General features: G+C 68.4%; 22 protein-coding genes. 4 read left to right on the top strand and 18 right to left on the bottom strand.

The features are described 5' to 3' along the window. Positions 1-78 precede the first annotated feature (78 nt). Together moaA and CFN17_RS14055 are read left to right on the top strand one after the other, a co-directional pair. Positions 79-1,218 carry a GTP 3',8-cyclase MoaA gene (moaA, locus tag CFN17_RS14060; protein ID WP_208748390.1) on the top strand — a complete coding sequence of 380 codons (1,140 nt, stop codon included), beginning with the start codon at positions 79-81 and terminating at the stop codon, positions 1,216-1,218. A 7-nt stretch (positions 1,219-1,225) separates the two neighbouring features. Beyond that, on the top strand, positions 1,226-1,492 hold the full coding sequence (locus CFN17_RS14055) for a MoaD/ThiS family protein (protein WP_208748389.1): 267 nt from the start codon (positions 1,226-1,228) through the stop codon (positions 1,490-1,492). 43 nt (positions 1,493-1,535) lie between these two features. On the opposite strand, the gene CFN17_RS14050 is transcribed toward CFN17_RS14055, so the two are convergent. Continuing rightward, the gene (locus tag CFN17_RS14050; RefSeq protein WP_208748388.1) at positions 1,536-2,645 is read right to left on the bottom strand and encodes a helix-turn-helix transcriptional regulator; all 1,110 of its coding nucleotides are present in this window, start codon (positions 2,643-2,645) and stop codon (positions 1,536-1,538) included. 139 nt (positions 2,646-2,784) lie between these two features. Here CFN17_RS14050 and CFN17_RS14045 point away from each other — a divergent pair, with 139 nt between their 5' ends. Continuing rightward, positions 2,785-3,066 carry a hypothetical protein gene (locus tag CFN17_RS14045; RefSeq protein ID WP_208748387.1) on the top strand — a complete coding sequence of 94 codons (282 nt, stop codon included), beginning with the start codon at positions 2,785-2,787 and terminating at the stop codon, positions 3,064-3,066. A 72-nt stretch (positions 3,067-3,138) separates the two neighbouring features. Here CFN17_RS14045 and CFN17_RS14040 read toward each other — a convergent pair whose 3' ends face one another. From CFN17_RS14040 to CFN17_RS13965, 16 genes are all read right to left on the bottom strand, one after another. Further along, the gene (locus CFN17_RS14040) at positions 3,139-4,044 is read right to left on the bottom strand and encodes an alpha/beta hydrolase (RefSeq protein WP_208748386.1); all 906 of its coding nucleotides are present in this window, start codon (positions 4,042-4,044) and stop codon (positions 3,139-3,141) included. Further along, on the bottom strand, positions 4,041-4,718 hold the full coding sequence (locus CFN17_RS14035) for a TetR/AcrR family transcriptional regulator (RefSeq protein WP_208748385.1): 678 nt from the start codon (positions 4,716-4,718) through the stop codon (positions 4,041-4,043). The genes CFN17_RS14040 and CFN17_RS14035 overlap by 4 nt, the downstream gene beginning before the upstream one ends. Next, positions 4,715-6,337: a class I adenylate-forming enzyme family protein gene (locus CFN17_RS14030; protein ID WP_208748384.1), complete on the bottom strand. Its 1,623-nt coding sequence runs from the start codon at positions 6,335-6,337 to the stop codon at positions 4,715-4,717. Before CFN17_RS14030 ends, CFN17_RS14035 begins: the two co-directional genes overlap by 4 nt. Continuing rightward, positions 6,334-7,524, bottom strand: coding sequence for a branched-chain amino acid ABC transporter permease (locus CFN17_RS14025; RefSeq protein ID WP_208748383.1), 1,191 nt, complete (start codon positions 7,522-7,524; stop codon positions 6,334-6,336). Before CFN17_RS14025 ends, CFN17_RS14030 begins: the two co-directional genes overlap by 4 nt. Then, positions 7,521-8,396: a branched-chain amino acid ABC transporter permease gene (locus CFN17_RS14020; protein WP_208748382.1), complete on the bottom strand. Its 876-nt coding sequence runs from the start codon at positions 8,394-8,396 to the stop codon at positions 7,521-7,523. Before CFN17_RS14020 ends, CFN17_RS14025 begins: the two co-directional genes overlap by 4 nt. Then, entirely contained in the window at positions 8,393-9,190 is a 798-nt protein-coding gene (locus tag CFN17_RS14015; RefSeq protein WP_208748381.1) for an ABC transporter ATP-binding protein, read from the bottom strand. The genes CFN17_RS14020 and CFN17_RS14015 overlap by 4 nt, the downstream gene beginning before the upstream one ends. Continuing rightward, positions 9,187-9,951 (bottom strand): ABC transporter ATP-binding protein, encoded by a 765-nt coding sequence (locus CFN17_RS14010; protein WP_208748380.1) that lies wholly within the window; start codon positions 9,949-9,951, stop codon positions 9,187-9,189. Before CFN17_RS14010 ends, CFN17_RS14015 begins: the two co-directional genes overlap by 4 nt. Before the next feature lie 7 nt (positions 9,952-9,958). Then, entirely contained in the window at positions 9,959-11,149 is a 1,191-nt protein-coding gene (locus tag CFN17_RS14005; protein ID WP_208748379.1) for a substrate-binding domain-containing protein, read from the bottom strand. Positions 11,150-11,351: 202 nt separating this feature from the next. After that, the gene (locus CFN17_RS14000) at positions 11,352-11,837 is read right to left on the bottom strand and encodes a DUF1579 domain-containing protein (RefSeq protein ID WP_208748378.1); all 486 of its coding nucleotides are present in this window, start codon (positions 11,835-11,837) and stop codon (positions 11,352-11,354) included. Between the two features lie 107 nt (positions 11,838-11,944). After that, positions 11,945-13,288, bottom strand: a complete 1,344-nt coding sequence (locus CFN17_RS13995) for a pitrilysin family protein (protein WP_208748377.1) — start codon at positions 13,286-13,288, stop codon at positions 11,945-11,947. 123 nt (positions 13,289-13,411) lie between these two features. Then, positions 13,412-15,661, bottom strand: a complete 2,250-nt coding sequence (locus CFN17_RS13990; protein WP_208751505.1) for a polyribonucleotide nucleotidyltransferase — start codon at positions 15,659-15,661, stop codon at positions 13,412-13,414. Between the two features lie 248 nt (positions 15,662-15,909). Continuing rightward, on the bottom strand, positions 15,910-16,179 hold the full coding sequence (gene rpsO, locus CFN17_RS13985; protein ID WP_208748376.1) for a 30S ribosomal protein S15: 270 nt from the start codon (positions 16,177-16,179) through the stop codon (positions 15,910-15,912). A 197-nt stretch (positions 16,180-16,376) separates the two neighbouring features. After that, positions 16,377-17,639: a kynureninase gene (gene kynU, locus CFN17_RS13980; protein WP_395925146.1), complete on the bottom strand. Its 1,263-nt coding sequence runs from the start codon at positions 17,637-17,639 to the stop codon at positions 16,377-16,379. After that, positions 17,636-18,490 carry a tryptophan 2,3-dioxygenase gene (gene kynA, locus CFN17_RS13975; protein ID WP_208748375.1) on the bottom strand — a complete coding sequence of 285 codons (855 nt, stop codon included), beginning with the start codon at positions 18,488-18,490 and terminating at the stop codon, positions 17,636-17,638. The genes kynU and kynA overlap by 4 nt, the downstream gene beginning before the upstream one ends. A 56-nt stretch (positions 18,491-18,546) precedes the next feature. Then, positions 18,547-19,530 (bottom strand): bifunctional riboflavin kinase/FAD synthetase, encoded by a 984-nt coding sequence (locus CFN17_RS13970; RefSeq protein ID WP_208748374.1) that lies wholly within the window; start codon positions 19,528-19,530, stop codon positions 18,547-18,549. Positions 19,531-19,737: 207 nt separating this feature from the next. Then, a complete protein-coding gene (locus CFN17_RS13965; RefSeq protein ID WP_208748373.1) occupies positions 19,738-20,121 on the bottom strand; it encodes a hypothetical protein in 384 nt (127 codons plus the stop codon). Positions 20,122-20,254: 133 nt separating this feature from the next. Between CFN17_RS13965 and CFN17_RS13960 the strand changes: the two genes are divergently transcribed. Beyond that, positions 20,255-20,719 carry a hypothetical protein gene (locus CFN17_RS13960; protein ID WP_208748372.1) on the top strand — a complete coding sequence of 155 codons (465 nt, stop codon included), beginning with the start codon at positions 20,255-20,257 and terminating at the stop codon, positions 20,717-20,719. A 93-nt stretch (positions 20,720-20,812) separates the two neighbouring features. On the opposite strand, the gene CFN17_RS13955 is transcribed toward CFN17_RS13960, so the two are convergent. Continuing rightward, on the bottom strand, positions 20,813-21,291 hold a 479-nt coding region (locus CFN17_RS13955), incomplete at its 5' end, for an HNH endonuclease signature motif containing protein (RefSeq protein WP_208748371.1).

The following is a 21,291-nucleotide window of genomic DNA, read 5'->3' as shown; positions in this document are numbered from 1 at the left end:
AGCTTCCTTCCCGAAGACGTAATATCCCGGCCGTCACGCGGCTGTGACGTGGGCGGCGTCGTGGCGTAGCCTGACACTATGACAGTTCAACTGGGTATGCCCCAGCCGCGCGAGGCAGGCAACCCCGGAACGGGCGCTCCTGCGGCGGCGGCACTGTCCGGGCGGCCGGAAGGCCTGCCCGCCGGTCTGCTGGATCGTTACGGCCGGCGCGCCACGGACATGCGCCTGTCGCTGACGGACAAGTGCAATCTGCGGTGCACGTACTGCATGCCGGCCGAGGGCCTGGAGTGGCTCGCCAAGCAGGCTGTCATGTCCGCGGAGGAAATCGTGCGGATCGTCCGGGTCGGCGTCGACATGCTGGGCGTACGTGAACTCCGGCTCACCGGCGGCGAACCGCTGGTACGGGCGGACCTGCTCGACATCATCGCAGCCCTGCGCCAGGCCCACCCCGGGCTGCCCATCTCCATGACCACCAACGCCGTTGGACTGGATAAGAAGGCCGCCGGGCTGAAGGCCGCCGGCCTGTCCAGGATCAATGTCTCGCTGGATTCCCTGCATGAGGAGACGTTCGCGAAGCTGACCCGACGCCCCTTCCTGGACAAGGTCCTGGCCGGCGTCGACGCCGCCTGGGCCGCCGGCCTGGGCCCGGTGAAGCTCAACGCCGTGCTCATGCGCGGGATCAACGACGCCGAATCCCCGGCCCTGCTCGCCTGGGCCCTGGACCGCGGCTACGAGCTGCGCTTTATCGAGCAGATGCCCCTGGACGCGGACCACGGCTGGACCCGGCGGAACATGATCACCGCGGCCGAGATCCGCGAACTGCTGTCCGCCGACTACGTGCTCACGCCCGACCCGCGGGACCGCGACGGCGCCCCGGCGGAACGGTTCGAGGTCCGGTCCCGCGTCCCCGGCCCCGGCGCTGCAGACGGCCCGGTCCTGGGGACCGTCGGCATCATCGCTTCCGTCACGGAGCCGTTCTGCTCGGACTGCCGCCGCACCCGCATCACCGCCGAGGGCAAGATCATGAGCTGCCTGTTCTCGCGCGAGGAAGTGGATCTGCTGGGACTGCTGCGCGAGGGAGCGAGCGATGAAGAGCTCGCCGAACGCTGGCAGGACGCCATGTGGATCAAGCCCAAAGCCCATGGCATGGACCACGTGGGGCTCGACGCCCCCGACTTCGTCCAGCCGGACCGCAGCATGAGCGCCATCGGAGGCTGACTTTTTCGTGAACGTACGCTACTTCGCTGCCGCGCGCGCCGCCGCCGGCGTGGATGAGGAACGCTTCGACCTGGCCGACGGCGGCACTCTCGCCTCGCTGCTGGAGGCGATCCTGGCCGTCGAGCGCCCCGAACCGCCGGCCGGGACGCCACCGCTCGCCCGGATCCTGTCCCGCTCCAGTTTCCTGCTCAACGAGGTGGCCGTGCGCGACCACGCCGCGCCGCTCAAGCCCGCCGACGTCGTCGACGTGCTGCCGCCGTTCGCCGGCGGCTAGTTGCACGGAGCCGTTATGGCACGACCGGGTTGTCCGGGACTCGTCAGCCAGGCAGCCGCGGCGACGTGCCCAGGGCCATTGCCAGGAGCGCGCCCCGGCTGCGGACACCGCACGCGGCAAAGATGCTTTTGAACAGGTCCTGGACGGTGTAGGGGCTGATCTGCAGGGCCGCGGCCAGTTCGGCCGTGCTGAGGCCGCCGGCGGTCAGCCCCAGCAACCGGTGCTGCTGCCGGGTCAGTGCAAAGCACCGGGCAAACACCTCAAGCCGGTCGGCGGCCGGGCATTCCTGGATGGTGACGGCCAGCGGATCCGCCGAGACAGTCCGGCCGGGCTCCGGCGTGGAGCGTTCCATCCGGGTGGCGCGCAGCAGGGCCCAGTCGCCGGATCCGATCGGCACACGCGACATCGCCTCATGGCCGTCCACCCCGGCTTCCAGTGCGGCCAACTGGGCCGCAACGTTGAAGACCTCGGCCGGGACTGCCTGGTAGGGCGCCGGCCCCGGCTGCAGAAGCGCCACCCATTCGCCGGCCGATGCCGTCTGCCCCGTTACCGTCATTGTTTCGTCCAAGGTCAGGACTGCTTGTTGGGGCAGTGGCCCGCGCCCCGGCTGTGCGGCGTCACGCCGCCACTGTGCCGCCCGGCTCCGGCGGAGCCCCGTTGCCAGGACCGGCGCCGCCAAAGCAAGGTGGGCTGTCTCCTCATCGGTGAAGACTCCTTCATCGCCCCCGCGCCAGAGATCCAGCCAGCCCCAGCAGCCATGTTTGTCGGCAAACACCGTGGATAGAATGTCCGTCACACCGTAGCGGCGCAGCATCCCGTCCCACAGGGGGCTGCACGCCGGCGTTCCCTCCGTGGCCGCCAGCAAACTGACGGCCAGGCAAGGCGGGCCCGCGAGCGCCGTCCAGCGGCCGTACCGTGTCAGGTATTTCAGCCGGATCAGCGCCGGCAGCTCCTCCGGGCACGGGATCCGGGCCATCGGCGAGAGGCCGGTGGCTGATTCCGGATCTGCCAGCGGCCACACAAAGGCGCTGAACGGCACTACTTTGGCCAACTCGTCGAGTGCGGCGCGGCGCAGTTCATGGTCTTCCAATGCGCCGGCGCAGAGGTGCCGGATCCGGTCCAGGCTCCGGGTGCGAGCCCAGCTTGTGGCCATGGACCCAGTATCCGCCGGACCGCGCGGATCCGGGCGGTCGGCCGACCAGATTTCTGGGATACCGGGCCGGGTGAGGCCGGGCCTAGCGTGGATTAGCGGCCCGAATCAGCAGGCCGGCGCTGGACGGAAGGAGCGACCGATGTACACCCTCCAGATTGAGCACGGCATCAAGGACTTCGGTGTGTGGAAGGCGGCGTTCGACCGCGATCCCGTCGGACGCTCGGCGTCGGGCGTCAGGGCCTGCCGGATCTGCACTCCGGTGGACGATCCGCACTACATTGTGGTTGAACTGGATTTCGAGCACCGTCCACAAGCCGAGTCCTTCCTGGCCCGGCTGCACGCGACGGTCTGGAACTCCGCCGCCGCGGCGCCCGCCCTCCATGGCACTCCGAGGACCCGGCTCCTGGCTGCCGCGGTCTGAGTAGCCACTGCGCCGCGTTCACTGCGCCCGTTCATTGCGCCCGTTCATTGCGTTTCCTTCATGGCCTTTCCGTCATTGCGTTCTGAGGGCCTCACGGACGGACTCTGCGACCGCGGCGGCGCCCGGGCTGCCCATGACGATCGTGTAGTGGTTGACGTCCGGCACCTCCCGGACCCGCAGGGACAGCAACTTCGCGGCCCACTCATCCAGGTAGCCTGGCGCGTAGAGGGCGGCCGGTTCGTTGAGCAGGCCCCGCGGCGCCCGGAGGACCACGGTGTCGACTGCCAGTTCGTCCAGCGCTTTCAGCAGCGAGGCGCCGCGGTGCAGCTCCGCGGTGTCCTCGGCCATCGCCTGGTAGCGCGTAGCGGGCCGAAGCTCCGGTTCCTCACCGGTGAGGTCGTAGTCCACGTACGCTTCCACGAGCGGTCCCCAGTCCGCGCTGAAGGCCGGGTGCTGCCGCCAGAAGGAGCGGTACACCTCCCGGCTCGGGAAGGTCGCGTTGAGGCGCTCCGCCGCAGGACCCAGCACCGACGAGATGACCTCAGCGTCGGAGATGCCCGCCGGGACCTGGAGCGGCAGGCCGCCGTCCACGAGCACCAGCGAGCTGACCCGTTCGGGGAACAGGTTCGCCAGGACCAGGGAGGCGAAGGCGCCCATGGAATGCCCGACAACGACGACGGGCCCCGGCGCCAGGGCCTCGAGCACCGCCGCAAGGTCCTCCGCGTGCGAGGGCATGCCGTACGGTGCCGGCAGCGAGTTGCTGCGGCCCCGGCCGCGCAGGTCCGGGGCGATGATCCGGACCTCCGGCAGCGCCTCGGCCAGGTAGGGCCAGGCCTTGTGCGAGGCGGTGACCCCGTGGACGGCCAGGATGGTCGGGGTACCGGGGTCGTCAGGTCCCCAGATCGCGGTGTGCAGGGTGCCGCCGCGGACCGGCACGTTGGCGGTGCGGTAGGTGTCCTTGCTGGCTGTCTGGGTCATGGAACTGTCCCTTCCTGGGGCGGGGCGGGGGTGGCAGGTGTTGCCGGCGCAGGGCCGGGCGCGGGCGCCAGGGCCCGTTCGATGAACTGCATCATTTCCTCGAAGACTTCTTCGGGAACGTCGGGGCGGGCGCCGGCGGCGGGTTCGGTGCCTTCCTCGTCCCAAAGGACCCAGCGCATGCCGATCAACTCGCCGATGCCCATCAGGGCCCAGGCGGCCACGGTGGGGTCCATCTGGCGGACTTCGCCGCTGAGCTGGGCCGCTTTCAGGCCCTCGATGTAGCCGTTGACGATCCTGGTGTAGTGCAGCCGCAGGGCGCCGGGCGAGACGAACTCGGCCTGGCGGATGATCCGGTAGAGGGCAGGGTGCTGGGCCGTGAAGCGGAAGAAGGCCCGGAAACCGGCCCGCTCCGCTTCCAGCCGGGTGCCGGCGCTGCGGGCTGCGTCCGTCATGGCGTGCCGCACCCGCCGGTTCAGGTCCTCGACCACCTCGTCGAAGATGGCCTGCTTGCCGTCGAAGTACAGGTAGAAGGTGCCGAGGCCGACGCCGGCCGCTTCGGTGATCTTGACGATTGAGGCCTCGTGGTAGCCCACCGAGGCGAAAACCGACTCTGCGGCTTCGAGCAGCTTGCCACGGGTACGCGTGCCGCGGGCGGTGCGTGGTGTGGCGCTCATGCCCGGCCTCCTGCCGGGGAGCCGTTCCTTGACGAAGGCCGCCCGGCCCGTTCGCGTCCGGCCAGTTCCTGGCGCAGCCTGGCGCGGAGCACCTTGTTCAGGGCCGTGCGGGGCAGCGCAGCCACCGTCTCAATCCTGGCCGGCACCTTGAAGCGTGCCAGCCGGGACGAACAGTGTTCCAGCAGTTCCTGCTCATCGGTCGCCATGCCGGGACGGATCACCACGAACGCCATGCCGCTTTCGCCCCAGTGCGGGTCCTCCACCCCGACGACGGCGGCCTGCGCCACCGCGGGATGGGCCAGCAGAGCGGCCTCGACCTCGGCCGGCGCCACGTTTTCGCCGCCGGAGATGTAGATGTCCTTGAGCCGGTCCACCACTTTGATGTACCCGTCGGCGTCGCGCTCCACGAGGTCGCCGGTGCGCAGCCAGCCGCCGGTGAGGACGGCCGCCGTGGCGGCAGGGTCGCGGAAGTAGCCGGCAAACACGCCCGGACCTCCCACCAGCAGCTCGCCGCTGGCGGCGCCGTCGAGGATTTCCCCGGTGACAGGATCCGCCACGGCGACGGCAACGTGCGGGTACGGTTTGCCGGAGTAGCCCACCATCCGTTCGGCGTCATCGTTGGGCAGGCACAGCACGTTGGGCGAGGCCTCGGTCAGCCCGTACCCCTGGCTCAGGGCCACTCCCCGGCGGTGCCAGATCCGCAGCAGCGGCGCCGGCATCGGCGCCCCGCCCACCACCGCGTGGCGCAGGCTCCCGAGCTCGGCGTGGGCAAAGTCCGGGTGTTCGGCCAGCATCAGGTACTGGGTCGGCACGCCCATCAGCATGGTCACGCCGCGCTCCGCAATGAGCTGCAGGACGCGGCCCGGATCGAACCCGCGCTCGAGCACCACCGTGGCCCCGACCCACCAGGCGAGCAGCGGCTGGATGTTCCAGCCGCCGACGTGGAACTGCGGCAGCACAGCCAGCACGACGTCGTTCGAGCCCATGTCCAGGGTCCGGGACAGCGAAAGGTTGTTCCAGAAGCAGTTGGCGTGGGTCAGGACGGCAGCCTTGCTGGCGCCCTCGGTGCCGGAGGTGAAGATCATCAGCAGGGCGTCGTCGTCGCGTACCACCCGCCGCAGGGCGGCGCCGTCAGCGGGCACTGACGGCAGTACGCGCGAGGGCGGCGGGACAACCCGTTCCACTCCGCCGGGACCGAGGGCCGCGGTCCGCGGCCGGTGCGGCAGCAGCGCGCACGCGGCCGCGGCGAGGGTGTCGAGGTCGCCCTCCACCAGCAGCAGCTGCGGCTCGGCGAGCTCGAGCTGGGCCGCGAGTTCCCGGGGCGAGAGCCGCCAGGACAGCGGGACCAGCACCAGCCCGGCCTTGGCGCAGGCGAAGAACGCCACCACGTGGTCTGAGCTGTTGCCGGTCAGGCTGGCGATCCGGTCCCCGATGCCGTAGCCGGCTGCGCGGAACCCGGCTGCCAGGGCCGAGGCCCGGCGCTCCAGCTCGCCGTAGAGCAGGGTGCAGCCGCGGTCATCGATGGCAACCCGGTGCGGGGTGGCGATGCTGCGGTCGGTGGTCCAGCGGCCCAGGGTGTGCAGGCCCTCCGCGTGGAGGGGGACCTGTGACGTGCTCATGCGGCTTCCTCCAGGATTTCGCGGGACTGTTCGGCACGCCGGCCCCCGCGGCGCTGCGCCAGCCGCTCGGCGGTTCCGGTGAGGCCGCCCGGCAGGAAGAGCACCACCAGGACGAAGAGCGTGCCGAGAATAAACAGGGGTTCGGACAATGGTACGCGCAGGACGTCCGGGAGCGCTTTGACGGCCTCGGAGTTGGCGAGCGCCGTCAGCCGCTGGTCAAGGAGTGTGTAGAACACCCCGCCGATCACGGCCCCCCAGCGGGATCCGACGCCGCCGAGGACCACCATGACCAACAGCGTGATCGTGAGGTCCGCGGACATGGCCCGGGGCACGGCGCCGCTTTGCAGCAGCAGGAAGACCATGCCGATGATGCAGACCAGGACGGCGGAGACCACGAAGACCAGCAGTTTCACCAGGTAGGGCTGCAGGCCCAGGACGCGGACGCGGAGTTCGTTCTCCCGCACCGCGGCGGCGGCGTGCCCGGCGCGCGAGAACTGCACCCAGGTGACGATCGCGAACACCGCGACGAGCACGGCCAGCGCCAGCCAGTACAGGTTGGGGGTGTTGACCACGCCCACCAGGAATTCCGGCAGGTTGTCGGTGCGCAGCGTCAGACCCTCATCGCCGCCGGTCCGGCCCTCGGGATTACGGCCCACAATCACCGAGCCGGCCTGCGCGAACGCGAGCGTGACCATGGCGAACGGGATGCCGCTGACCCGCAGGCTGATGCTGCCCACCACATGGGCCAGCACAACCACGATCAGCAGGGTCAGTCCCATCGCCGGCAGCAGCGGGATATCCAGGTTCTGCAGGATGATCGCCAGCCCGTAGACGCCGGCGCCGAAGTACAGGGCATGCCCGAAGGACAACAGCCCGGCTACCCCGAGCAGCAGGTGGTACGTCAGCGCCGCCGCGGCCATCAGCATGCACATGGCCAGCAGCTGCAAGGACCCTGGCGTGTAGGTGGGGCCGGGCAGCACGCCCGGCAGGGAGATGTTCAGCAGCGGCAGCAGGACCAGGAGCAGTACCCCGGCCACGCCGGCGGCCCGGACTGCGACCGCGCGGCCCCGGAACCCGGCGCGCGGCCAGCGGGGTCCTCCCCCGGCGTCGGGTTTCCGGGACCTGTTGATCCCCGGCTGTGGCGTTGTCCCGCCGTCGGTGCTGGCGGTGTCGGTGTCTGTGGTCATGACGTTCTCCCGAGGAGGCCGGTGGGGCGGAACAGCAGCACGAGCGCCAGGGCCAACACGACGACGAAGTCGCCGGTGCCGCCAAGGTAGAAGTTCGCGAACTGCTGCAGGACGGCGACGGCGACGGCGGCGATCGCCGCCCCGGTCAGCGAACCGAGGCCGCCGATCACCGTGACGATGAAGGCGAAGATCAGCAGCGAGCCGCCCAGCAGCGGCGACACGTAGCCGAAATAGTGCGAGGCGAGGACCCCGCCGAGGCCGGCCGCGGCTCCGCCGATGGTGAAGACGAGGGTGAAGGCCTTGCGGACGTCGATCCCCAGCGCGGTGACCATGGAGCGGTTCTCCACGCCGGCACGGATGATCATGCCGTAGCGCGTCCTCTTCAGGAAGAACACCATCGCCAGCAGCACCAGGAGGGCGGCGATGATGCAGACAAAGCGGTCGTTGGGGATCCGGGCGCCGAGGATGTCGGTAGTGTCCTTGAACCAGGCCGGGCCTTGGATGAACACCGGGTCGGTCCCCCAAATGCCGTCGAAGAGGGCCACCGCGGCCAGTGAGAGGCCCACCGTGACAAGCACCTGTTCGATGTGCCGCTGGTACAGCCGGCGGATCAGGACGAACTCCGTGAATGCAGCGAACACGGCGCCGGCGGCGGCGCCGATCACGAGGGAGAGCAGGAACGTGCCCCAGTTGTCCGCGCCGGTGCGGCGGGCGATTTCCCAGCCGGTAAAGGCACCCAGCGTCAGGAACGCGCCGTGCGCGAAGTTCAGCACGCCCATCAGCCCGTAGATCAGCGACAGGCCCGCGGCGACGAGGAAGTAGAGCGCACCCAGGCCGAGACCCGTGAAGAGAAGCAGGACGACGGTGCTCACAGGACGGCCCCTTCCCCGACGGCATTCCCCGCTGGTTTCCCGACTGGTTTCCCCGGGGAGCCGGCGTCGGTCGAAACGCCGAGATGGCGCTGGGTCAGTCCGGCGTCGTTGAGGAAGTCGAGGGCGCCGCCGGTGTGGACCACCCGCCCGCCGGAGAGCACAACTGCGCCGCCGGCAAGCTGGCGGACCACCTGCAGGTTCTGCTCGACGAGGAGGATGGGCACGGTCTTGGCCGCTTTGGCCAGGGTGTCGGCGACTTCGCCCACGATCTTGGGGGCAAGCCCCTTGGTGGGTTCATCGACCAGCAGGATCTTGTTCGTGTTCAGCAGCGCGCGGGCCAGTGCCACCATCTGCTGCTGGCCGCCGGAGAGCGTCCCCGCCATCTGCGCGGAGCGTGCCAGCAGGTCCGGGAAGAGCTCCTCGACGAGTTCCCGGCGGGGTGCGGTGTCGCGTTCTGCCAACCGGAGGTTTTCCGCCACCGTGAGTTTGGAGAACACCTCGCGGTCTTCGGGAACGTACCCCACACCGCTGCGGATGATCTTGAACGTGGCGTCCTTATCGATCCGTTCACCGTCGAGTTCCACGGTACCGGTGCGCCCGATCAGGCCGATGATGGCCTTGAGGGTGCTGGTCTTGCCGACGCCGTTGCGGCCCAGCAGGGCGGTGATCCCCGTGGCGGGGACGGTGAAGGACACATCCTCCACCACCTGCTGCCCGGCGATCGAGGCGTTGAGGTTCTCAACCCTGAGGATGGGCCGGGCCTGCGTGCCGGCGTGGGGTGCAGCGGTGTTCATACGGGTTCTCCGAGGTAGGCGCTTTGCACGACCGGATTGGCCATGACGGCGTCGGGGCTGTCCAGGGCCAGGAGGCTGCCGTGGTGCATCACAGCCACCCGGTCCACCAACCCCAGGACAACATCCATGTGGTGCTCGACCATCATGACGGTGCAGCCGCGCTCCCGGTGCAGGTCGCGGATGATCGCGGTGAGGGACGGGACGTCCCCCGACGCCACCCCGGCCATCGGTTCGTCAAGCAGGACGACGGCGGGATCCGTCGCCAGCAGGACGGCGATTTCCACTTTGCGTTTCTCGCCGTGCGAGAGGTCCCCCGCCGCCGTCGCCAGCTTGCCCGTGAGCCCGACCTCCGCGATGGTGCCGCGCGCGATCCGGGAGGCCTCATCCGAGGCCGCGGGGAAGCGCAGGATGCTGAAGTTGCCACCGAGTTTCGCCTGGGCGGCAAGCCGGACGTTTTCCAGCACGCTCAGCCGGGGAAACAGGTTGGAGGTCTGGAAGGTCCGTCCCAGCCCTGCCCTGGACCGGTGGTGAATCGGCGCGGCCGTGATGTCCCGGCCGTTCAACGTGATGCTGCCCGCGGTGGGCCGCATCAGACCGGAAACCAGGTTGAACAAGGTGGTCTTGCCGGCACCGTTGGGGCCGATGACACCGATCATCTCGCCGGCGCCGACCGTGAAACCCACGTCCGCGAGGATGCGTGCACCGCCGATCTTCAGGCCAAGACCGTCCACTGCGAGGGCGGGCAGGGCTGGGGTACTCATACGGGTCCTACTTCTTTTCCGGCGGGGCGACGGAATCGCCCGCAACCACCTTGACGAGCTCGGGAGTCCAGCTGCCGTCCTTTTGCACGAGCTTGGCCTGGTACATGTCCTGGATCAGGGCGTGGTCCGAGGCACGGACGGTCTCCTTGCCCTTGGGGCCGTCGAAGCTGAAGCCTTCCAGGGCCTTGACCATGGCATCGGCGTCGGAGCCGCCGCCCTTGATGGCCTGGACGATCATCTGCCCGGCAACGAAGCCGTCCGGGGTGAACAGGTCTGCCTTCTTGCCGGCCTTCTCGACGGCGGCGATCATCTTCTTCTCCACGTCGTTGCCGGCAGCGCCCGGGAAGTAGTGGTTGAGGAAGCTGATCTTCGAGCTGGCCGCGCCGTAGGCGCCGAAGGTTGCCGCATCGCCCAGTCCGGTCACGACGGGGGCGGCGTCGAAGACGCCCTGCTGGCTCAGGGCCTGCCACATGGTGCCGGACGTCGCCCCGGCCCAGGCCACGAAGACCATATCCGGTTTGGCGTCCACGAGCTGGCGGGCGAAGGGGGTGAGTTCCTGGCCTTCCGCGACGAGCAGGGGCTCCACCGTGGCGCCCTTGGCGCCGAGGACGGCCTTGACCGCGGCGACGTTGCCCTGGCCGAACGCGTTGTCCTGCGCGAACACTACGACTTTCTTGCCCTTGGTGTCGATGAATGTGCCTGCGGTGGCAACATCCTGCAGGCTCTGCCGGCCGGAGCGGAAGGTGTACTTGTTGATGCCCTGGATCGCGTCCGTCGCCGCCGGGCCGGAGATGTACAGCACCTTGTTCTGCTGGGCCTGCTCGGCGAGCTTCAGGGCGATGCCGGAGGACGCCGTACCGCCGATGACCTTGTAGCCCTTGCCGATCAGGTCCTTGGCCGCGGTCACGGCCTTGTCCGGGTCGCCGCCGTCGTCGGCGTACGTCAGGTTGATCTTGGCGCCGTTGACTTCCCCGGTCCCGCCGGTGGCGTAGTCGATGCCGGCTTGGAGGCCCTCGTAGTACGTCGCGCCGTAGGCCGCCAGCGGCCCGGTCTTCGAATAGATGATGCCGACGTTGACCGGTTCAGCCGTCTGGGCTGCGCCGCCCGGGGCGGCCGGGCCCGCCGTGGGCGCGCACGCACTGAGGGCGAGCCCGGTGGCCATCACGGCGGCCATCAGGAACTTCTTTGTGTCCTTCACGGGATGCCTTTCGTTGAGAATCCGCGGAGTCTGAGCATGAGATCCGGGTAAAACCTGAAAGGTGATTCAGATTACGGCAAATGTATGGTGCGGCTCACAGCGTGTCAACGGGATTCAAGGACTGCTAGATAACGGAACGGCAACGTTTTGGGCGCGCGGCATCGGTGGCCGGACCCGTCGGGGCGCCCCTCCGGTCGATCTGTCAGACCGGGATGGGGGCGTCCTCGGCGACGCGCCGGCAGGCCGTCGCCATGAAGGGGGTGAAGTCGGCGGCCGCGCCCAGGCGGAGGCCGGCCGAGTGCGTCAGCACGCCCCCGTCCACGCGGAAAGTGTGCCGTGCGGTGCCGCGGTCGCTGCGGCGCTCCACCGTCAGGGTGCCGTGCTGCCAGCTGGCCCGGGCGGGCGGCTCGGGAGGCAGGCCCATGCTGTTGACGTGGTACCACAGGAGGTCCGGGCGGTCGGGGTCCATCGTGAAGACCCCGTGGCCCTCGGACCGGGTGCCGTCGGCGTCCGTGTGCCGGTAGCTGTGGGTGACGGCAAGTCCGGCGGCCGCGCGGGCGAAGACCAGCTCGGATGCGGCGGTGCGGGCCGGTCCCCACGGGGTGGCTTCCCATTGCGTAGTGCCCGCCCAGCGGCCCAGGAACGCCTCAAGGGCCTCGTACGCACTGCCTGGCAGCGGCCGGTCCACAATGCCTCCCTGATGGAGTTTCCTCCCGAGTGACCCCGGCACCATCATCACGCCGCAGGCTGCGGCTGTAAAGGTGCGGGCTGTGGTTGAGGCGTGGGTGGCCCGGCTCAGAGCCCGAAGGTTTCGGTTTCCTCGAAGGGGCCGACCACCGTGACGGTCCGCGGGGATGCCGCGAGCTCGCGGGCCAGTTCCTGGACTTCCGCTGCGGTGACGGCCTTGATCTGGCGCAGGGTCTCGTCGATGTCCTGGTACTCGCCGGAGACCAGTTCCGCGCGGCCCAGCCGGGACATGCGCGATCCCGTGTCCTCCAGGGCAAGGACGATGCCGCCGCAGAGCTGGCCGACGGCCTTGCGGAGCTCCTCGTCCGAGATTCCGTCATCGGCCAGCTTGTCCAGTTCGGCACCCAGCAGGCCGATGACCTGCCGGACCTTCGACGGGGTGCACCCGGCGTACATGCCGAAGTAGCCGGCGTCGGCGTAGGAGGAGGCGAAGGAGTACGTCGAGTAGACGAGTCCGCGCTTCTCCCGGACTTCCTGGAAGAGCCGGGAGGACATGCCGCCGCCAAGGACGGCGTTGAGCACGCTCATGACGAAGCGGCGGTCATCGGTGGCCACCAGCGAGGGGCAGCCCATGATGATGTTGGCCTGTTCCACAGGACGTTTGACCACGTGGAGGCCGGCCGTGCCGGTGATTTCTGCACGGTCGGTGGAGCGGCGCTGCACCGGGGCGGCGGCGGGTTCCAGCTTCCAGCCGGCGGCGTGGAGGGCGTCGACCACAAGGCCGCAGACGACGTCGTGGTCCAGTCCCCCGGCTGCGGTGATGACGAGCTCGTCGGGCCGGTAGTAGCGGCGGTAGTGGTCCCAGACCGAATCGCGGGCGACGGCCCGGATGGCGGCCGGGGTACCGCCGATAGGGCGGCCCAGGGGGTGTGATCCGAGGACGGCGGCGACGAAGTGCTCATGCGCGACATCGGTGGGGTCGTCGCTGTCCATGGCGATTTCCTCGAGGATGACGTCGCGTTCCTGCTCCATCTCCTGCGGGTCCAGGACGGCCCCGGTGATCATGTCGGCGATGACGTCTATGGCCATCGGGAGGTCTGTGTCCAGCACACGGGCGAAGTAGCAGGTGCTTTCCTTGGCGGTGGCGGCGTTGGATTCCCCGCCGACCTCATCGAACGCCGAGGCAATTTCCAGGGCCGTGCGGCGCTTGGTGCCCTTGAACAGCAGGTGCTCCAGGAAGTGGGTTGAGCCGTGCTGCCCGGGGGCCTCGTCGCGTGAGCCCACCCCGACCCAGAACCCGATGGTTGCCGACCTCTGGCCGGGCATGGCCTCGGTCAGCACGCGGACACCGCCGGGGAGGACCGAGCGGCGGACCTCGGCACCGCCGTCGGCCCCGTGGATCAGGGTGTCTGCGTGCTGGTTCTGCTCAAGCGGCAGCGGGACGACAGTCATCAAGGCCTTTCCATAGAACTTCAGAAAAAATTCGCGTCAAACCTGCCTGCAATCCTACCTGCCTTTAACGGCAGCGGGGCCGGTGGACGAATCCACCGGCCCCGCTGCGCGAGTCAGGAAAGACTACTCTGCGGAGTCCGCGGAGACCTCAGCCTTGTCGGCGTCTTCGGCGCCTGCTTCCTCGGCCACGACGGGCGAGAGGGAGAGCTTTCCGCGGTCGTCGATCTTGGTGATTTCCACCTGGATCTTCTGGCCCACGGAGACGACGTCCTCGACGTTGTCCACGCGCTTGCCGCCGGCGATCTTGCGCAGCTCGGAGATGTGCAGCAGACCGTCCTTGCCCGGGGTCAGGGACACGAACGCACCGAAGGTGGTGGTCTTGACGACCGTACCCAGGTAGCGCTCACCGATTTCCGGAACCTGCGGGTTGGCGATGGCGTTGATCGCGGACCGTGCTGCCTCGGCAGACGGGCCGTTGGTGGCGCCGATGTAAACCGTGCCGTCGTCCTCGATGGAGATGTCGGCTCCGGTGTCTTCCTGGATCTGGTTGATCATCTTGCCCTTCGGGCCGATGACCTCGCCGATCTTGTCAACCGGGATCTTGACCGCGATGACGCGCGGCGCGAACTCGGAGAGCTCGTCCGGGGTGTCGATCGCGGAGTTCAGGACGTCCAGGATGTGCAGGCGGGCTTCGCGCGCCTGCTTCAGCGCGGCGGCCAGGACCGAGGCGGGGATGCCGTCGAGCTTGGTGTCGAGCTGGATGGCCGTGACGAACTCGGAAGTACCGGCGACCTTGAAGTCCATGTCGCCGAAGGCGTCTTCGGCGCCGAGGATGTCGGTCAGGGCCGCGTAACGGGTCTGGCCGTCAACCTGGTCAGAAACCAGGCCCATGGCGATGCCGGCAACGGCAGCCTTCAGCGGCACACCCGCGTTAAGCAGGGACAGCGTGGAGGCGCAGACGGAACCCATCGACGTCGAACCGTTGGAGCCGAGGGCCTCGGATACCTGGCGGATGGCGTAGGGGAATTCCTCGCGGGTCGGCAGGACCGGCATGATGGCGCGCTCGGCGAGGGCGCCATGGCCGATTTCGCGGCGCTTCGGCGAACCGACGCGGCCGGTCTCGCCGGTGGAGTACGGCGGGAAGTTGTAGTTGTGCATGTAGCGCTTGCGCGTCACGGGAGACAGCGAGTCGATCTGCTGTTCCATCTTGAGCATGTTCAGCGTGGTGACACCCATGATCTGGGTCTCGCCGCGCTCGAAGATGGCCGAGCCGTGGACGCGGGGCAGAACTTCAACTTCGGCGGTGAGCTGGCGGATGTCCGTCAGGCCACGGCCGTCGATGCGGACCTGGTCCTTGAGGATGCGCTGGCGCACAACGTGCTTGGTGACGGAGCGGAAGGCTGCGGAGAGTTCCTTCTCACGGCCTTCGAACTGGCCGGCCAGGGAGGAGACAACCTCGTCCTTGAGCGCGTCGGAGGCGTTGTCGCGTTCCTGCTTGTCGGCGATCTGGAAGACGGCGGCCAGCTTCTCGGCGGCGGCGGCCTCGACAGCTGCGTAAACGTCGTCCTCGTAGTCCAGGAAGACAGGGAACTCGACGGTCGGCTTGGCGGCGCGGGCGGCGAGGTCGGCCTGGGCGTCGCAGAGTGCCTTGATGAACGGCTTGGCGGCCTCGAGGCCCTCGGAGACAACCTCTTCGGTCGGAGCGGTGGCGCCCTGTTCCTTGATGAGGTTCCAGGAGTTGTCGGTGGCTTCGGCTTCAACCATCATGATGGCAACGTCATCGCCGGCAACCCGCCCGGCGACGACCATGTTGAAGACGGCGTTCTCCAGCTGGGAGTGCTTCGGGAAGGCGACCCACTGGGTGCCGTTCTCGTCAGCGACCAGGGCAACGCGGACGCCGCCGATCGGGCCCGAGAAGGGCAGGCCGGAGAGCTGGGTGGACATGGAGGACGCGTTGATCGCGACGACGTCGTAGAGCTCGTCCGGGTTGATGGAGAGCACGGTGACGACGATCTGGACCTCGTTGCGCAGGCCCTTGACGAACGCGGGGCGCAGCGGGCGGTCCATGAGGCGGCAGGCCAGGATCGCTTCGGTGGACGGGCGGCCTTCGCGGCGGAAGAACGAGCCCGGGATGCGGCCGGCAGCATACATGCGCTCTTCGACGTCGACCGTCAGCGGGAAGAAGTCGAAGCCTTCGCGCGGGTGCTTGCCGGCGGTGGTGGCGGACAGCAGCGCGGTCTCTTCATCGATGTAGACCATGGCTGCGCCGGCTGCCTGCTTGGCAAGGCGGCCGGTTTCGAAGCGGATGACCCGCTTGCCGAAGCGGCCGTTGTCAATGACTGCTTCTGAGAACTGGATTTCGGGACCCTCCAAGAGAGTCACCTCCGTTTCCTGGTTAACGGAGTCCAGCCGCATCAACCCAGTCCAGCATCTGTCTACTGGCCTGCACTGCACCCGGTCATCGATCGAGACCCACGGGCGAAGGCAACAATTCCTTGAAGCCCTTCCCGGAGATCACTACCGAGGACCGCGAATGCGTGATGCGGTTGATCCTCCTGTTGAGTTTTTTCCTGAAGAAGGCGGCCCTTTCCGTTACGGAAGGGGCCGCCCCTTAGAGCTGACTAGCGACGCAGGCCGAGGCGCTCGATGAGCTGACGGTAGCGGGTGATGTCAGTGTTCTTGAGGTAGGTGAGCATGCGCTTGCGACGACCAACCATGGCCAGCAGACCGCGCTGGGTGTGGAAGTCGTGCTTGTGCTCCTTCATGTGCTCAGTGAGATCCTTGATCCGCTGAGTCAGGACCGCAACCTGGACCTCCGGCGAACCGGTGTCGCCCTCGGACGTTGCGTATTCCTTGATGATGGACTGCTTTACAGCGGCGTCAAGTGCCACATTAACTCCTAGAGATGTGCCGTGAGGCCCGAATCAGTACTTCACTGCCGGGGATGCCGGCACGGAAATCCCCCGCCGAAGCGGGGTGTTCCATACACAGCAAGAGCCAGCCGCCACGGACTGCAGCCGGATCCAACGTCCAGTTTAGTCGCACGTCCGCGATCTTGTCGAAACCACCGGCCGCGGGCCGCCGCCGCTTAGGTGTCCCGGCCGAGGAGCTCGCGGATCGCGGCGACGCCTCGGTAGACCTCCTCAAAGGAGGTGCTCAGCGGGGACAGTCCGATCCGGATGCCCTGCGGGGCGCGGAAATCCGGGATGACGTCCTGGTCCCACAACACTGACGTCATTTCACGGAAGGCCGCATGGTCGATCGTGATGTGGCTGCCGCGCAGTTCCGGGTCACGCGGAGTGGACAGCTGCACGCCTGCCGGCGCCAGCCAGGCGTCGTAGAGCTCGAGGGCGAAGGCCGTCAGCAGCCGTGACTTCTCCCGGAGCGCCGCCATGCCGACAGCCTCGATCAGGTCCAGCGTGCCGCGCATGGCGAGCATCCCGAAGATGGCCGGGGTGCCGCTGAGGAAGCCGCGGATGCCCGGGGCGGCATCGTAGCCAGGGCCCATTTCAAAGGCGTCCTTGCGGCCCATCCAGCCCCAGATCGGCTGCTGCAGTCCGGGCAGGTGGCGGGCATTGACGTAGGCGAACGCGGGCGATCCCGGTCCCCCGTTGAGGTATTTGTAGGTGCAGCCCGCCGCGAAGTCGACGTCGGCGTCGTCCAAAGCGATCTCCACCGACCCGGCGGAATGGCAAAGGTCCCACACCACCAGGGCGCCGGCGTCGTGAATCGCGGCGGTGATGGCCGGCAGGTCGGCAAGGAAGCCGGAGCGGTAGGCGATCTGGCTCAGGACCACGACGGCGGTGGCCGGCCCGGTGGCGGCCCGTACCTGTTCGAGGGTGACACCGGCGGCGGGATCGGCGTCGATCCAGCGCAGGGTCAGGCCTTCCTCGCGGGCGATCCCTTCGACCAGATAGCGGTCAGTGGGGAAATTGTCCGTGTCCAGGACGATTTCGGTCCGGGCCGGGTCCGTGACCGCGGCCAGGGCGGCGCGGATCAGCTTGTAGAGCACCACTGTGGTGGAGTCCGCGATGATGGTCTGCCCTGGAGCGGCGCCGAGGACGGCGCGGCCGAGCTGGTCGCCAATGGCCTGGGGCATGTTGAGCCATTCCTCGTCCCAGCCCCGGATCAGGCGGCCGCCCCAGTTGTCCTGGATGAACGCGCCGATGTCGGCGACAGTCCGTTTGAGGGGCCGGCCGAGGGAGTTGCCGTCGAGGTAGGACAGGTCCGTGTCAGTGCCGACGAAGTGCTCCCGGTAGCCCGCCAGGGGGTCTGCGGCATCGAGGTCGAGGGCGCGCTGCCGCAGGGCGTCGGTGCTGTTGCCCGGGGTTCCTGCCTGGATCGTGGTCACTGGCCGATCTCCGTCCGCACCGCGAAGAGTTCAGGGAAGAATGTCAGTTCGAGGGCCTTCTGCAGGAAGGCGGCGCCGCTCGATCCGCCGGTGCCGGCCTTCATGCCGATGGTGCGCTGGACCGTGCGCAGGTGGCGGAACCGCCACAGCTGGAAGTTGTCCTCGAGGTCCACGAGTTCCTCGCAGGCCTCGTAGGCGCCCCAGTTGTCGGCGGCGTTTTCGTAGATGTGCTTGAACACCGGGACCAGGTCCGGGCAGAACTCGTGGGCCTTGGTGACGTCGCGTTCCAGGACGGAGTCCGGGACGTCGAAGCCCTGGCGCTTCAGGTAGGCGAGGAAGTCGTCGTAGATGCTGGGGGCCTCGAGCAGCCCGCGCAGCATCGCGTGGGCCTCCGGGTCGGATTCGAACACCGGGAGCATTTTGGCGTTCTTGTTGCCGAGGAGGAACTCAACGGCGCGGTACTGGCTGGACTGGAAGCCGGAGGAGTTGCCCAGGAAGCCGCGGAACTGGGAGTACTCCGTGGGCGTGAGGGTGGCGAGCACCGACCATTGCTCGGTGAGCGTCTTCTGGATGTGCTTGACGCGGGCGATCGCCTTCAGGGCCGAGCCGAGGTCGTCCGAACGCAGCCACGCCGCGGCGCTGCGCAGCTCATGGAGCACCAGCTTCAGCCACAGTTCCGTGGTCTGGTGCTGGATGATGAACAGCATCTCGTCGTGGTGTTCAGGGGTGCTGACCGGCTTCTGGGCGCTGAGCAGGGTGGGCAACTGCAGATAGGACGCGTAGCTCATCCGCTCGCTGAAATCGCGGACGATGTCCCGATCCAGCTCCCTCGTGTTTTTCTCGATGGTCACGTCTATTTGCCTTCCTTGCCACATAGGTGTGATTCAGCGCCGGGCCGGGACTGTTGTCAGCGGGCGAACAGGATGTTGTGGGCCTGGACGACGTCCAGGCGCATCTGCTGCACCAGGGCCTCAGGCCCACGGTACGCCACCATGCCGCGGAGCCTGGAGACGAATTCGACGACAACTGTCTGGTCGTACAGATCGAAGTTCTCCACCGGTTCTTCCGGACGGTCGATCACATGGGCCTCGACCTGGCGGCTCACGCCGTCGAACGTGGGGTTGGAGCCCACGGAGATGGCCGCCGGCCAGCGGGTGCCGGCCTGGTCTACAAGCCAGCCGGCATAGATCCCGTCCGCGGGGATGTACCCGGTCGCCGTCGGGGCCAGGTTTGCCGTGGGGAATCCGAGATCGCGGCCGCGCGCCGCGCCATGTACCACCTCGCCTCGCATCCGGTGCGGCCGGCCCAGGACGGCGGCGGCGGTGGCGACGTCGCCCGCGCGCAGGGCCTCGCGCACCCAGGTCGACGAGCAGCGGCGGTCCGTGCCGTCGTCGTCGTGAATGGGGAAGCCTTCAGAGCCGAACTCGCTGATCACCAGCACCTCGAAACCGAGCTTTCTGCCCAGCTCCTGCATGGTGGACAGGTCGCCGGAATTGCCGCGGCCGAACCGGGCGTCGTGGCCGACCACAACGTGGCTCGCCTTCAGGGCGTCGACCAGGACCGTGGTGACGAATTCTTCCGGGGTGAGGCTGGCGAGTTCCAGCGAGTACTTCATCACCAGCACGGCGTCGAGGCCGAGTTCGCCCAGGGCCACGAGCTTGTCTTCCAGTCCCATAATCAGCTCGGGGGCCGCCTCGGGTCGGTGCACCTGCGCGGGGTGCGGATCGAACGTGATCGCGACGGCGCGGGCGTGGTTCAGGCGGGCGGTACGGATCAGCTGCGACAGCACCTGCTGGTGGCCGCGGTGCACGCCGTCGAAATTGCCGAACGTGACAACCGACGGACCAAAGCCTGCCGGGACCTCGGACAGATCGTTCCAGATGTGGACCATCAACCTCGCCTTTTGCTGCCTGCCATGAACGCCCGGAGGGACCGTGCCGGCTCCGGAACTCTCTAAGATTACCCGTTATCGGGGGCGCGCCCGGACGGTTTGCCCGACGGTCCGCCCAGCGGATTGCCCGGCACCGGAGCGGGCCCGGAGCAGGCACGGGTGGGTTCTTCGGCAAGAGGCGGCACGTCACCGCGGGCGGGAAGGACGCTACCGTCCGAGCAGCAGCCGGCGCTGGCTGTCCCGGACCGCGCGGATCCGCAGGTTCCGCCAGTGCAGCACCACGGCCGCAATGAGGAGCGGCACATGGATCCCGGGCAGGTTGCGGGCGAACCAGCGCGGCAGGTAGATGTCGGTGACGGAGCCGGTATCGTCGCCGAGATCCTTCGCGACGGCGGTCAGCGGGCAATGGAAGCCGTTGGCGGCGAAGACCAGCGTTTCGACGGCGACCACGGCGGCGGCCGCGCCGGTCTTGCGGTCGGTTTGACCCCTGATGCCGGTGTAGAGGACGTAGGCCATGCAGGCCTCGATCGTGAACCAGGCAAAGGTGTGGAACGACTTCACGGCCCGCAGTAACGTCCGGCGCTGGTCCATGATCCCAGCCTAGGCCCGCGGGCACCTGGAACACTCAGGGTCTTTCGGCCGGTCCTTGCCGGGACACCGCTGGGGCCGCGCTTGCCGGCGGCTGCTCTGGACCGCGGCCACCCGGAGCAGCTAGTTTCTGAGCATGCGGAAGCAACTGCACCTCGCCGGATTGGGGTTGCTCTTCTGCGCGCTGGTATCCGGTTGTGGCCAAGCGCCCGGGACAACGTCCGAGGTCTGCGCAGACTGGGTGCATTTCGACCGGCCGCAGGACTTGTTCGAGGACGCCGCCCTGGTAGTTGTCGGGACCCCGGTGCGGCGGGATGGCGAAACCCGCATCTACGGCTATAGCGCGCAGATTCATGAGGTGCAGGTCGAAGCCGTCTTCAAAGGCGGCCCGCAGCCGACGTCAGTCCTCATTGCCTCCATGCCGGCGACGTGCACCCAGGGCGTGTCTTACCCGGAGGGCGATCCGCTGGACGGTGGCCGGCGGATGTTGATCTACGCCAACAAGCAGAACGGTTACTGGTTTACCATGACGCCGGACCAGGGCGCCGTGCCCTTCGGCACTGGCACACCCCTCCCCTTCGTGACGGTCAGGCCGTCCTGACGACCCTGTCCGCCTAACGGCCGCGCTGTCGAAATAACGGCCGCGCCGCTCCTCCTGACCCCGCCGCCGGGACTGGCCGGGGCATGCCGTCAACTATTCGAGGCGGAAGTAGTTGTTGCGTCGGGGTGTTTGGGCGGGGTCGATGTGGGGTGGCGGGATGAACCAGGGGATGCCGGCGCGGACCTGGATGGTCCACTGTTCTTTGTGGATCAGGTGGTGGTGGTGGGAGCAGAGCAGGGTGCCGTTTTCGGTGCCGGTGCTGCCGCCGCGGGACCAGTAGTCAATGTGGTGGGCCTCGCACCAGGAGGCGGGGATGGTGCAGCCGGGGAATGCGCAGCCCTGGTCCCGGGCGATCAGGGCCTTGCGGATGTGGGGCGGGAAGATCCGGGAGGCCCGGCCGATGTCCAGGACCCGTCCTGCGGTGCCGAGCAGGACCGGGATGATGTCCGCGTCGCAGGCGATCTTCCGGACGGTCGAGGCGGTGACCGGGCCGGTGAACAGCAGCGAACCGGTCCCCGGCAGAGCCCCACCTGGGCTGTCTGTGCCGCCCCGGCCGTCCGTGCCGGTGGTGC

Source organism: Arthrobacter sp. PM3, from assembly GCF_003352915.1.
GTDB lineage: Bacteria > Actinomycetota > Actinomycetes > Actinomycetales > Micrococcaceae > Arthrobacter.
The sequence above is the reverse complement of the archived record's forward strand: the minus strand, read 5'-3'. Positions and strand labels throughout refer to the sequence as shown.

Bases quoted from the DNA above. Each gene is read 5' to 3' on its own strand.
- CFN17_RS13970 (WP_208748374.1), bottom strand. From the start codon at position 19,530: ATGGTCCACATCTGGAACGATCTGTCCGAGGTCCCGGCAGGCTTTGGT.
- CFN17_RS13960 (WP_208748372.1), top strand. From the start codon at position 20,255: ATGCGGAAGCAACTGCACCTCGCCGGATTGGGGTTGCTCTTCTGCGCG.
- CFN17_RS14040 (WP_208748386.1), bottom strand. From the start codon at position 4,044: ATGACCCAGACAGCCAGCAAGGACACCTACCGCACCGCCAACGTGCCG.
- CFN17_RS14035 (WP_208748385.1), bottom strand. From the start codon at position 4,718: ATGAGCGCCACACCACGCACCGCCCGCGGCACGCGTACCCGTGGCAAG.
- CFN17_RS14015 (WP_208748381.1), bottom strand. From the start codon at position 9,190: ATGAACACCGCTGCACCCCACGCCGGCACGCAGGCCCGGCCCATCCTC.
- CFN17_RS13995 (WP_208748377.1), bottom strand. From the start codon at position 13,288: ATGACTGTCGTCCCGCTGCCGCTTGAGCAGAACCAGCACGCAGACACC.
- CFN17_RS14030 (WP_208748384.1), bottom strand. From the start codon at position 6,337: ATGAGCACGTCACAGGTCCCCCTCCACGCGGAGGGCCTGCACACCCTG.
- CFN17_RS13965 (WP_208748373.1), bottom strand. From the start codon at position 20,121: ATGGACCAGCGCCGGACGTTACTGCGGGCCGTGAAGTCGTTCCACACC.
- CFN17_RS14010 (WP_208748380.1), bottom strand. From the start codon at position 9,951: ATGAGTACCCCAGCCCTGCCCGCCCTCGCAGTGGACGGTCTTGGCCTG.
- CFN17_RS14050 (WP_208748388.1), bottom strand. From the start codon at position 2,645: ATGGCCACAAGCTGGGCTCGCACCCGGAGCCTGGACCGGATCCGGCAC.
- CFN17_RS14025 (WP_208748383.1), bottom strand. From the start codon at position 7,524: ATGACCACAGACACCGACACCGCCAGCACCGACGGCGGGACAACGCCA.
- CFN17_RS14045 (WP_208748387.1), top strand. From the start codon at position 2,785: ATGTACACCCTCCAGATTGAGCACGGCATCAAGGACTTCGGTGTGTGG.
- moaA (WP_208748390.1), top strand. From the start codon at position 79: ATGACAGTTCAACTGGGTATGCCCCAGCCGCGCGAGGCAGGCAACCCC.